The sequence below is a fragment of the Pseudoscardovia suis genome (genome assembly GCF_002797875.1).
GTDB classification, from domain to species: Bacteria; Actinomycetota; Actinomycetes; order Actinomycetales; family Bifidobacteriaceae; genus Pseudoscardovia; species Pseudoscardovia suis.
Map to the genome: position 1 here is coordinate 397,456 of NZ_PGFC01000001.1, position 11,972 is coordinate 409,427.

9 protein-coding genes are annotated in these 11,972 nt (G+C 62.9%); 7 read left to right on the plus strand and 2 right to left on the minus strand.

Going from position 1 to position 11,972, the window contains the following annotated elements:
- Position 1: 1 nt before the first annotated feature.
- Both CLV65_RS01510 and era read left to right on the plus strand, forming a co-directional pair.
- Positions 2 to 1,477: a hemolysin family protein gene (locus CLV65_RS01510; RefSeq protein WP_094691628.1), complete on the plus strand. Its 1,476-nt coding sequence runs from the start codon at positions 2 to 4 to the stop codon at positions 1,475 to 1,477.
- Positions 1,470 to 2,663 carry a GTPase Era gene (gene era, locus CLV65_RS08980; RefSeq protein WP_244569191.1) on the plus strand — a complete coding sequence of 398 codons (1,194 nt, stop codon included), beginning with the start codon at positions 1,470 to 1,472 and terminating at the stop codon, positions 2,661 to 2,663. Before CLV65_RS01510 ends, era begins: the two co-directional genes overlap by 8 nt.
- A gap of 148 nt (positions 2,664 to 2,811) precedes the next feature.
- Here era and CLV65_RS01520 read toward each other — a convergent pair whose 3' ends face one another.
- The gene (locus CLV65_RS01520) at positions 2,812 to 3,843 is read right to left on the minus strand and encodes a Gfo/Idh/MocA family protein (protein WP_094691629.1); all 1,032 of its coding nucleotides are present in this window, start codon (positions 3,841 to 3,843) and stop codon (positions 2,812 to 2,814) included.
- Between the two features lie 200 nt (positions 3,844 to 4,043).
- Positions 4,044 to 6,074: an AMP-dependent synthetase/ligase gene (locus CLV65_RS01525; protein ID WP_420848413.1), complete on the minus strand. Its 2,031-nt coding sequence runs from the start codon at positions 6,072 to 6,074 to the stop codon at positions 4,044 to 4,046.
- Positions 6,075 to 6,288: 214 nt separating this feature from the next.
- Between CLV65_RS01525 and CLV65_RS01530 the strand changes: the two genes are divergently transcribed.
- From CLV65_RS01530 to CLV65_RS01550, 5 genes are all read left to right on the plus strand, one after another.
- Positions 6,289 to 7,449: an NAD(P) transhydrogenase subunit alpha gene (locus tag CLV65_RS01530; protein WP_094691630.1), complete on the plus strand. Its 1,161-nt coding sequence runs from the start codon at positions 6,289 to 6,291 to the stop codon at positions 7,447 to 7,449.
- 5 nt (positions 7,450 to 7,454) lie between these two features.
- Entirely contained in the window at positions 7,455 to 7,784 is a 330-nt protein-coding gene (locus CLV65_RS01535) for an NAD(P) transhydrogenase subunit alpha part 2 (RefSeq protein ID WP_094691631.1), read from the plus strand.
- Positions 7,785 to 7,875: 91 nt separating this feature from the next.
- Positions 7,876 to 9,234, plus strand: a complete 1,359-nt coding sequence (locus tag CLV65_RS01540; protein WP_420848426.1) for an NAD(P)(+) transhydrogenase (Re/Si-specific) subunit beta — start codon at positions 7,876 to 7,878, stop codon at positions 9,232 to 9,234.
- A 390-nt stretch (positions 9,235 to 9,624) separates the two neighbouring features.
- The gene (locus CLV65_RS01545) at positions 9,625 to 10,254 is read left to right on the plus strand and encodes a 50S ribosomal protein L25/general stress protein Ctc (protein WP_094691633.1); all 630 of its coding nucleotides are present in this window, start codon (positions 9,625 to 9,627) and stop codon (positions 10,252 to 10,254) included.
- A gap of 287 nt (positions 10,255 to 10,541) precedes the next feature.
- Complete coding sequence (locus tag CLV65_RS01550; RefSeq protein WP_094691634.1) at positions 10,542 to 11,669, plus strand: branched-chain amino acid aminotransferase; 1,128 nt, start codon at positions 10,542 to 10,544, stop codon at positions 11,667 to 11,669.
- Positions 11,670 to 11,972 lie beyond the last annotated feature (303 nt).

Genomic DNA, 11,972 nt, shown 5'->3' on the forward strand with positions numbered 1-11,972 from the left:
CATGCATCCGTTGGAGGCTTATGACATCGCCATCATCGTGGCGATCGCGCTTGTCGTCATTGTGCTGGCATGGCTGTCGCTCATCATGGCGTCCGTGGAATCCGCCGTCGGCCAGGTCACGCGCGCCAGCCTCAACAACCTCATCCTTGAGGAACAGACGTCCGACGAGACGCAGTTCACGCGCATGAAGCACATCGACCGCATCCACCACGTGCAGCGCCTCATCGACGACCGTTACGCAACAGGCGGCGCCTGCACGTTCTTCCGTGTGTTGTGCAACATCATCACCGGCACCCTCGTGGCGGTCATCGCCGGGCTGTGCGGGGCGCCGTTGTGGGTGGAGGTGCTCAGCGGCGTCGTGTTCGCGCTGCTGTTCGGCATCGTCACCGTCAAGGTTCGCCCCCGTTCGATGGGCGCGGCGCAGCCATTGCAATGCCTGCTGCGGTATTCGCGGCTGGCACGCATCGCCGTGACACTCGCCCCGTTCGCCAGGGACCGGCATACGAAACACCATGTGCAGGAGCTCTCGGACGACGAGGAGCTTGAGAAGCTCCAGCTGGAGCAAAGCAAGGCGACGATCGATCGCCTCGCCGAGACCAGCGACATGGATCCTGAGATTTCCGAGATGTTGCGCAACGTGCTGACGCTGTCCGACACGCTTACGCGCGAAATCATGGTGCCGCGCACCGACATGATCTGCATCGACCGCGACCAGACGCTGCAATCAGCCCTCAAGCTGTTCTCACGCTCCGGATTCTCACGTGTGCCCATCATCGGTGAATCCGTCGATGATCTCGTCGGCATGGCCTACATGAAGGATGCGGTGCGCGCCGTCACCTTCAACCCGCAGGCGGCGACCCGCAGCGTCGACTCCATTGCACGCGAACCGATGCTCGTGCCTGAGACGAAGGCGGTGGATGACCTGTTCCACCAGATGCAGCGCAGCAGGCAGCATATCGCCGTGGTCGTCGACGAATACGGTGGCATCGCCGGCCTCGTCACCATCGAGGACACGATCGAGCAAATCGTGGGCGAACTCGAGGACGAGCATGACCGCACGCAGCACGCCGACCCGGTGAAGGTCGGGGACCGCACGTGGAAGGTGCCCGCCCGCACGCCGCTGTCAGACATCGAGGAACTCTTCGAAATCGACCTTGATGAAGACGACGTCGACACCGTCTACGGGTTGCTCACGAAAGCCCTGGGGCGCGTGCCGCTCGTCGGTTCGTCCGCGGTGACGCGAGGCCTGCGCCTGACCGCAGTGGATTCCGCAGGTCGGCGCAAGAAAGTGTCGACGATCCTCGTGGAGCCCGCAGGCGACGAATTCGACGGTAGGGCGGATAATGCCAATGAAGACGAGGACGCACAGCTCTCAGACGCATTGCGCACCATACACAACAACGACAGGAACGAAGCCGACCGCAACAGCGGCGACCATAGGAACACCGAACGGAAAGACGAGGACACGCGTGACTGACGCAACCGAAGACAACAACACCCCGCAGCCTGGTTTCGAAACCGGTGGCGCATCCGCAGCCCAGGTCGGTTCGCAACCGCACCGTTCCGGCTTCGTGGCGGTGGTCGGCCGCCCGAATGTGGGCAAGTCCACGTTGATGAACGCGCTGCTGGGCACGCAGGTCGCCATCACCTCCAGCAGGCCAGAGACCACACGCAAGGTGATTCGCGGCATCCTCACGCTCCCGCAGGCACAGATCGTGCTCGTCGACACGCCGGGCATCCACCGTCCGCGCACGCTGCTGGGCCAGCGGCTCAACGACATGGTGGACGCCTCGCTCGCCGATGCCGATTCCATCGCCTTCCTGCTGCCGGCGGACCAGGAGATCGGTCCGGGCGACCGTCGTATCCTCTCCCGCTTGCGCAGCGAATTCGCCAAAAAGGACGATGACGGCACCTGGACGTGGCGTGTGCCGGTCGTGGCGGTCGTCACCAAGATCGATCTGCTCTCCCGCGGCGAACTCATGACCAAGCTCATGCAGATTGACCAATTCGCCAATTTCACCGACATCGTGCCCGTCTCCGCGCAAGACAAAGACAACGTGGACGAACTGGTGCGTGTGCTCGTCGGCACGATTCCCGAAGGGCCTCAGCTGTATCCGACCGAGCAGATCAGTGAGGAAAGCAAGGAAAGCCAGATTGCCGAGCTTGTGCGCGGCGTGCTGCTGGAGGAACTCACCGACGAGCTGCCGCATTCGCTTGCGGTCGTCGTCGATTCCATCGATTACCCCCAGCCTGAGGAGCCCGACGAGGACGCTGAGGATGAGGACGCTGACGGCGAAGAATCCGACAGCGAAGAATCCGACAGCGAAGAATCCGACAGCGAAGAATCCGACGTTGAATCGGATTCAGACAAGACGACAGGGGAGACGCAATCGCAAGTCCAGCAGACCCCGCGCGATAAGCAAGCCCAGCAGACCCCACAGAAGGCGCGCGTATCCATTTCGCTGTACGTGGAGCGTTCTTCGCAAAAGCCCATCGTCATCGGTCACAAGGCGGAGCACATCGTGCGCGTCAAGAAGAAGCTGCGCACGCCGATCAACCGCATTGTCGGCATGAAGACGAACGTTGACATCTATGTCAAGGTCGCCAAGAACTGGCAGTCCGACCCCAAGCAGCTCGACCGCCTCGGTTTCATGATGCAGTGACGTCATGATGCGCTGAGTTCTTGATGCGGTGGCATGCCGTTGCGGTGGCTCCCCGAAGTCACGGCAACGGCATGCCATTCGTCATCTTTGAGCGCTGTTCATCTTTCAGCGCTGTTTTTCTTTTGGTGCTGCTTATTTTCGGTCCCGATTATCTTTCATCGGGGTAGCGCATCGCCCAGTCCGCGCGCAGGCCGTCCATCGCTTCGAGCATGTGGATGGTCTGCGAATGCGGCATCTGCACGCATTCGATGCGCCCGTCCAGCACCGCCTGTGCCGCGGCCGCGACCTCATACTCGTAACCGGTGAGCTGCTCGGGCGGTGTGATGCGCTGGATGAGCGTGTGGTCGGCGGCATACACGTCGATGTATTCGGGGTTGTTGATATTGCCCACGATGATGTATCCCTTCGTGCCCTGGATGATGCCCAGGCGCGGGGATGCGCACAGCATGGATGCCGAGCTGGATGTCAGCACGCCGTTGCTCAGCACCGCCGACGCCTGGAACGTGCGGTCGACGCCCTCGGGGCTCATCACCACGTTGCTGAGCATGCGGGTCACGTTCGCATTGGGGTAGATCATGCCGCCGAAGTTGAGTGCATAGATGCCGCAATCCAGCAGGATTCCCCCGCCCAGCGCCGGGTCGACGAGACGCTGCTTGTGGGTGAGGGGATACGACAGGTCGGCATGCATCTGCACCACATCGCCGATCACGCCGCTTTCCAATGCCTGCACGAGCAACGTGCGGCTGGGCATGTAGCGCGTCCAAATCGCTTCCGCACACAACAGACGGGTGTCCTGCGATTCCTCGATGACGAGCCGCGCCTGCTGTGCGTTGAGCGTGAAGGCTTTCTCGACGAGCACATTCTTGCCGTGCTGCATCGCCGCAATCGCCTGATCCTTGTGGAACACATGAGGCGTGGCGATGTAGACGAGGTCCACCTCGGGGTCGTCGAGCAGCTGCTCGTAGCTGCCGTATGCTTTCGTGAAGCCGAACGTATCGGCATAGTTGCGGGCGCGTGCCTCATCGTTCCTCGTGGCGCAGGCATAAGGCTCCACGAGCTGCGAGTAGCGCGGATCCTTGTGCATGGCGCTGAGCGTTTCGCCCATGTGCTGGGCGATGCGGCCGAGGCCGAGCACTCCGATCCGCACGGTTCCTTGTTTTGTTCCGTTCCTCAAGCTCATGTCAGCCTCCCTTGGCAGTAGCTGGTGCAGCCGTGCAACATCCGCGCCCGGCTGGTTGTGCATTATTCTACCTGCCGTCCCTGAACCAACTGCGAACCGCGACATTGGCGCTTACAAAACGCCCCGTCGCACAATACGACGGGGCGCTGTTACCGGCGTGGAAAACCAAGTGGCGGTTGGTCTGCCGCTACCTGCTGCGGCTACTTCTTGCGGGGCACGTACATCTGCGTGTCGAGCAGCTTGGAATAGCGCTTGATGACCTTGGGGCGAATCACCTTCATCGACGCGGTCATCAAGCCGTTGGCCTGGGTGAAGTCCTCGGGCACGATGATGAACTTGCGCACGGATTCGGCGCGCGAAACGCCTTCGTTCGCCAAGTCGACGTACTTTTGCACTTCGGCTCGCACGGCACCGTTCTCGCACGCCTTGTCAATCGGCATGTTCGGGTCAAGGCCGTTCGACTCAAGCCAGCCGCCGAGGGTGTCGGGGTCGAGCGTGATCAGTGCCGAAATGAACGGGCGCTTGTCGCCGAGCACCAAGGCATGAGACACGATGGAGCTGCGCTGGATGGCTTCCTCGATGGGGGCGGGGGAGACGTTCTTGCCACCTGCGGTGATGATGAGGTCCTTCTTGCGGCCGGTGATGTACAGGAACCCGTCCGCGTCCAGGCGTCCCAGGTCGCCGGTGGCGAACCATCCGTCGGAGGTGAAGGAATCCTTCGTCGCCTCGGCGTTCTTGTGATAGCGGTGGAACACGCTGTGGCCGTGCAGCTGAATCTCGCCTTCTTCGGAAAGCCGCACCGAGAATCCGGGGAACGGAACGCCCACGCTGCCGGGGCGGAACGGCGTGCCCAGCGGGGCGAATGCGCACGGGGCGGTCGTCTCGGTCAGGCCGTAGCCCTCGTAGACCGGGATGCCGGCGCCGCGGTAGAACGTCAGAAGCTCGGGATCGAGCGGAGCGCCGCCGCACACAAGCCACTTGATGCGACCGCCCAGTGCCTCCTTGAGCTGCGAATAGACGAGCGGTTCGTACAGCGCACGGTGTGCCGCGAGCACAGGGCCGGGCTTGCCATGGCGCACGGTCTGCTTCATGTATTTGCGCGCCGTGTCGACGGCGGAGGCGAACACATAGCCCTGCGGGCCGTGGCCGGCCTTCTGCGATGCAGCGTTGTACACCTTCTCAAGCACGCGGGGCACGACGATGAGCGCGGTGGGCTTGGCCACCTGCAGGTCGCCGATGAGCGTCTTGATGCCGGTGGCGATGTAGACGTGCATGCTGGCGCCCACGACGCCGTAGTTGATGGCGCGCGCGAACGTGTGCGCCTGGGGCAGGAACATGAGGATGGAGCCGTTCGGGTCGTTGACGATGTCCGGCACGAACGCCTGCAGGTTGTATGCCAGCTGCAGGTAATGCTCATGCGTCATCTCCACGCCCTTGGGCGCCGCGGTGGAGCCGGACGTATACACGATGGAGCACAAGTCGGTCTTGTGAACCTGCGAGATACGTTCGTCGAGTATGCCGTCGCTGATCGCGTCGCCGTAGGCGCGCAGGGCGTCCAGGTCGCCATTTTCGAAGCATCCCACGCGCTGCACGGTGGGGCAGTCTTTTTCGATGCCCTCGCACTTGTCTGCCATGTCGCGCGTCTCGACAACGACCGCGCGCGCATCGGAATTATTGGCGATGTTGCGGATCTGCTCTTCGGAATCCGTGTCATACACGGTGGCGATCACGCCGCCGATGGCGAGCACAGCCGCATCGAACACATCCCATTCGTAGCTGGTGTGGCACATGAACGCCACGGCATCGCCCTTCTTCAGGCCGATGTGGATGAGGCCCTTCGCGATGCGGCGGATGTCGGTCAGCGTCTCGGCGGCGGTGCTCGTCACCCATTCGCCGTTGTGCTTGTAAGTGAAAAGCGGATCGTCGGGCATGCGCGACGCACGGTCCTCATACAGGCTGTAGACGGTCTTGTCGTCGTCGATCTCGTCCACGCCCTTCGTGGTGGCGGTGAGCATGCCGGACTGCTCGCTGATATACGTTGTCGTGGGGTAGTCGGGCGCCCACCATGACGTGCAAGGGAGCTTCGCCAGGTCTTCAGGCGACATCACCTCGTCGTCCGCCTCGGCCTCATTGCCGAAGCCCGATGCCGTCTCGTCGGAGTATTTTCCAAGTCGCTGAGCTCTCTGGGCCATTCCAGCTGCGGCGGACTTGATGGAATTGAAGAAAGTCACGGAATATCTCCTCTTCTATAGGTCCTGACTTGTCAAGTCATTGACAAATTGTACTAGCACAGGCGGAAGGCGGCGTTCGAGGCACCACGCCCGGGGTGGCGCGCGGAGTGTCCGCACCGTGACTGCGGCTGTTCGATGTGCACGCTGATGGGTTATCATCGGGTTTGTGCGCCCGCAGCCTTGGGCGCGTGAGTTTTCCGAAGGAGGAGATCTAGTGGCAGATCAGTCACAGGCGAGTGTTGCCTATGGCGTGTTCAACGAAACCTCGGAACATGAGAAGCGAGTCGCTCTCACGCCTGAGATCGTGACGCGCCTGAAGAAGTCAGGCGTTCGCTGCCTCATCGAGAAGGGCGCAGGCGATGCCGCGCTGTTTTCGGACGAGGATTACGAGAAGGCGGGCGCGCAGGTCGTCGACCGCCAGGCCGTCATCGACGGCGCGCAGGCGTTCGGTTTCGTAGACCGCCCCGATGCCGCTCTCATCGATGCGCTGCCGAAGGGCTCGTGGGTCATCGGCATGCTGGGTTCGTTCACCGACCAGGCGTATGTGGATTCCTTGCAGGCACATGGCCTCGTCGCCGTCGCCATCGAGAAGCTGCCCCGCCAGCTCAGCTCGGCGCAGTCCATGGACGAGATGACCAGCCAGAACTCCGTGATGGGCTACAAGGCCGCGCTCGTGGCAGCCAACGCCTACGGATCGTTCTTCCCGATGATGACGACCGCCGCCGGCACGATTCGCCCGGCCAAGGTGCTCGTGCTTGGCGCTGGCATCGCAGGCCTGCAGGCAATCGCGACCGCACGCCGCCTCGGCGCGGTGGTTACCGCATACGATGTGCGCCCCGCTTCCAAGAACGAAGTGCTCTCGCTGGGCGCCAAGTTCCTCGACCTGGGCCTCGACTTCTCGAAGGGACAGGGCGAAGGCGGCTATGCGCGCGCCCTCACCCCCGAGGAGCAGGCGCAGCAGCAGGCGGCGGTTGACGCCAAGGCCGCGGGCTTCGACGTCATCATCACCACCGCCAAGGTGCCGGGCCGCAAGCCCCCGGTGCTGCTGACGAAGGCGGGCGTCGACGGCCTCAAGCGCGGCGCCGTCGTCGTCGATTGCGCGGCATCCGACCTCGGCGGCAACGTCGAGGGTTCCGCGCCCGAACAGACGATCGTGACCGCCAACGGCGTGCAGATCATCGGCGCGCCCACGCTGTCCAGCGAAGTCGCGACCACCGCGTCGAACCTTCTGGCGCGCAACGTCGCCGACGTGCTCGTCCATTACATCCGCGACGGCAAGCTCGCCGTCGACCTGTCCGAAGAGCTCGACGACAAGATGGTCGTCGCCGGGCGTCCTGCCGAACCCGCGTCCGCTGACGCGGCCTCCAAGGAGTGATTGATTTGAACGCCATCGTTGTATCCATCACGCTGTTCATCCTCGCGCTGCTCATCGGCATCGAGGTCATCGGCAAGGTCCCCGCGACCCTGCACACCCCGCTCATGTCCGGCGGCAACTCCATCCACGGCATCGTGCTCGTGGGCGTCATCATCGTCGCAGCGCACGCTGATACGCCGCTCGCCCTCGTGTTCGTCGGCCTCGCCGCGCTGCTGGGCACCATCAACGTCGTCGGCGGCTACGTGGTCACCGAGCGCATGCTGGAGATGTTCAAGCCCAAGAAGGCCGTCGCCAAGCAGTCCGATGACGCCGACGCGGCCAAGGCGGAGAAGTAAGAGGAGTTAAGCACAAGTGACAGTTTTCCAAATCGTTGAATGGTTCCTCTACCTGCTCGCCGCAGTGCTTTTCGTGCGCGGCCTGCACGACATGAACTCCCCGAAGACGGCCGTCAAGGGCAACCACGTCTCCATCGCGGGCATGGTCATCGCCGTCATCACGGCGTTCATCGCCTTCTTCTATGATTCCCAGACCGACACTTTCGGCAGCAATGTCAACGTCGCCGGCCTCGTCGTGGTGCTCGTGTGCATCGCGGTGGGCGCGGTCGTCGGCGTGGCCCTCGCCACGAAGACGAAGTCCACGGACTTCCCGCAGCTCGTGTCGCTGTTCAACACCGTGGGCGGCGGCGCAGCCGCGCTCGTGGCGCTCAACGACATCATGAACACCTCCGACAATGACGTGAACCTCGTCCTGCTCATCACCGCAGGCCTGGGCATCATCATCGGCTCCGTGACGTTCTCCGGCTCGCTTGTCGCCGCCGGCAAGCTGCAGCGCATCCTCTCCGGCAAGCCCGCGCACATCCCCGGCAAGGCGTTCTGGACGATCCTGGTGATCGTCGCCACCATCGCCTCGTTCGTCATGCTGTGCGTGCAGCCGGCGCAGCGCTCCGTGTGGGCGCTCGTCGCCCTCGCGCTGGCGTTCATCTACGGCCTGCTGTTCGTGTTCCCGATCGGCGGCGCCGACATGCCTGTCGTGATCTCCGTGTTGAACGCCTGCACCGGCACCGCCGTGGCAATGTCCGGCTTGGCGCTTGACAATGTCGCCCTCATCATCGCCGGCGCCCTCGTGGGTGCTTCCGGCATGACGCTTTCCGTGCTGATGGCCAAGGCCATGAACCGCCCGCTGGGCACCGTGCTCCTGGGCGGATTCGGCGGTGACAACGCCGCTACCGCTGCCGGCGACGGCCCGCAGGGCACGATGAAGGAGACCTCCGCCGACGACGTCGCCATGCAGCTGGCTTACGCGCAGAAGGTCATCTTCGTGCCTGGCTTCGGTCTGGCGCAGGCTCAGGCGCAGCGCGACCTGGCCGACCTTGGCGCGATGCTCGAGAAGAAGGGCATCGAGGTGCAGTACGCAATCCACCCGGTGGCAGGCCGTATGCCTGGCCACATGAACGTGCTGCTCGCCGAGGCCAACGTGCCTTACGAGGAGCTCGTGGACCGCGACGACATCAACCCGCAGTTCCCGCAGGCCAACGTCGCGCTCGTCGTGGGCGCCAATGACGTGACCAACCCCGCCGCCCGCAAGCCCGGCACTCCGGTCTCCGGCATGCCGATCCTCGACGTCGACAAGGCTCAGCACGTCGTGGTCATCAAGCGCGGCCGCGGCACCGGCTACGCCGGCATCCAGAATGAGCTGTACTTCCAGGACAACACGCAGATGCTCTTCGGCGACGCGAAGAAGGAGCTCGAAGAGATCATCGCAGCCCTCAAGGAGCTCGACGCCTGATGCATCCCGCGTGGGACCTGTGAGTCCGACCGGGTGAACCGACCGGGACGTGTGGCGATTGCGCCGCCGCACGTCCCGGTTTTTCTATGCCGTCGCCGCGTAGCCTCCGTGCAGAGCCCAAGGCGGATTTGCCGATGGGGGAGTCGGCCGATTTGCCTGCACGGGCGGCGTGTGGTATATTCCTGTTTGTTTGCGCGAGAGCGCATCCGCTTTGGCGAGGGAATCGCAGCCAGGCATGCAGCCCGGGGTGGTTCCGTTATCGACTGGGCTTGGAGTTTCTCGGCTGTTCACGCCGTTCACATCCTTGACACGTCGATGTGTTGAAGCAAGTTGACATTAACCAATCTGCTGTATGCCAGGGCATGACCCTAGCTGTGAGGAGAACACATCATGGCAGCAATCGTCCTTGAAGGCAAGGAACGCACTGAATTCGGCAAGGGCGCGGCACGTCGCATGCGCGTCGCCGGCCTCATCCCCGCCACCATCTACGCGGGCGGCAACCAGCCGGTCTACGTCGAGCTCCCGATGCGCGACACCACTAACGCACTGCGTCACACCAACGCCCTGTACCAGATCAAGTTCGGCGACCAGGCCAAGCACGCCGTCGTCAAGGACGTGCAGCGCAACCCTGTCAAGCGCATCATCGAGCACATCGACTTCTATGAGGTCGTCGCCGGCGAGAAGATCACCGTCGAGGTGCCGGTGTTCGTCGAAGGCACGCCGAAGGGTGCCGCTGTCGCATTCGTCGACATCCAGGAGCTCGCTGTGCGCGCAGACGTCACCAACCTGCCCGAGCGCATCGTTGTCTCCGTGGATGGCCTGCAGGATGGCGACAAGGTGTTCGCCAAGGATGTCAAGCTCCCCGAGGGCGCTGAGCTCGCTGAGCACGTCAACCCGGAGGAGTCCGTGGTGACCGTCGAGGTGCCGGAAGAGGACGTTCCGGAACCGGCTGCCGACACGACCGCCGCTCCGGCTGACGCTGACGCTCCGGCCGCTGACGCTCCGGCCGCCAAGGCCTGAGCCTGAAGCGCTGACTGGGCTTCACCGGTCCGGGCGATTGCGCTGATTGCAGGTCACTCCGGCTGTTGAATCCTCATTGTCTCAAGCCCGTGGAATCCGTTGGGGTTCCGCGGGCTTTCGTCGTTTTTGATACGTGGGTTTTCAGAATGTGACCCATTCCGCACACTGCAATGCGGAGTGTGAGAGAGTAGCATCATCACGAGGCGCCACAAGCGCCCGATAATTCAATACACACCATTGCCGCAAAACGGCGTCGCCGCGTCTACGAGCAAAGCAAAGAAGAAGCAATGACTGAGAATTCTCATCACGATCCTGCTGCATTGAACGAGCTTGCAGCCAAGTTCACCGTGCTTCCCAATGACCACGAAGCGCCTGATGCAAAGCGCGAGGAGCTCATCGACAAGCCGAAGTTCGGTCAGCTGTTCTCCGACAACATGGCCCACATGACGTGGACCGCAGGCGAAGGCTGGAGCGACCGTCGCATCGAGCCGTACGGTCCGCTCAAGCTCGACCCGGGTGCATCCGTGCTGCACTACGCGCAGGAAGTCTTCGAAGGCCTCAAGGCTTACTACCATTCCGACGGCTCCATCTGGATCTTCCGTCCGGATGCAAACGCCGAGCGTTTCCAGAACTCCGCGACCCGTTTGGCTCTGCCTGAGCTGCCTGTCGATGACTTCATCGGTTCCGTCGCAGCCCTCATCAAGCGCGATTACAAGTGGGTTCCGCGCCGTCGTGAATACACGCTTTACATGCGTCCGTTCATGTTCGCTTCCGAGCCGTTCCTCGGCGTGCGCAAGGCGCAGGAAGTCGAATACTGCGTCATCGCGTCTCCTTCCGGCCCGTACTTCGCAGGCGGCGTCAAGCCGGTGAGCATCTGGGTTGAAGACAAGTGGTTCCGCACCGGCCCCGGCGGCACCGGCTTCGCCAAGTGCGGCGGCAACTACGCTGCATCCCTGATCGGCGAATACAACGGCATCGACCATGGCTGCCAGCAGGTGTGCTTCGTCGACGCCGCCACCAAGACCTACCTTGAGGAGCTTGGCGGCATGAACATGATGGTCGTGCACAAGGACGGCCACGTCGAGACCCCGAGCCTGACCGGCAACATTCTGCCTGGCGTCACCCGCCGCTCCCTCATCCAGCTCATCCAGGATGACGGCCGCGACGTGGTCGAGACCATGATCAAGCTCGGTGACCTCATCGAGGACATCAAGTCCGGCGAGGTCACCGAGGTCTTCGCCTGCGGCACCGCAGCCATCATCACCCCGATCGGTCGCTTCAAGTCCGACAAGTTCGATGTCGAGGTCAACGGCGGCCAGTCCGGCGAATACACGATGAAGCTGCGCAACCAGCTGCTCGGCATCCAGCTCGGCGAGATCGAAGATCCGCACAACTGGATGTGGAAGGTTCTGTGAGCCTAGGCGTTTGTTTCCGTGACCGTTGCCGTTTCGCCGCGGCCACGGATGCCGAATCACCATATATACGCTGAATCACTTCAGTGAAGCCATTGCAGTTCGGGCTTCCAGCCTTGCGGGTTGGAAGCCCGAACTGTTTTGCGAAACTGCGTCATTTGCGCAGCTTTCTCAGCAGACCCGCATGCCCGCATGGCGACCTCTCCCGTTCCGCGATTCGTCGCGCAGCCGTCCACGAATGGCTTGGATGGTTGACAATCTCGGCGTGTCGCATTACGTTGGGGTGCGGTTAAGCGGTTCGCAAGC

Excerpts from the sequence above, each read along its gene's own strand:
- CLV65_RS01550 (WP_094691634.1), top strand. The coding sequence starts at position 10,542 with ATGACTGAGAATTCTCATCACGATCCTGCTGCATTGAACGAGCTTGCA.
- CLV65_RS01545 (WP_094691633.1), top strand. The coding sequence starts at position 9,625 with ATGGCAGCAATCGTCCTTGAAGGCAAGGAACGCACTGAATTCGGCAAG.
- CLV65_RS01510 (WP_094691628.1), top strand. The coding sequence starts at position 2 with ATGCATCCGTTGGAGGCTTATGACATCGCCATCATCGTGGCGATCGCG.
- CLV65_RS01540 (WP_420848426.1), top strand. The coding sequence starts at position 7,876 with ATGAACTCCCCGAAGACGGCCGTCAAGGGCAACCACGTCTCCATCGCG.
- CLV65_RS01520 (WP_094691629.1), bottom strand. The coding sequence starts at position 3,843 with ATGAGCTTGAGGAACGGAACAAAACAAGGAACCGTGCGGATCGGAGTG.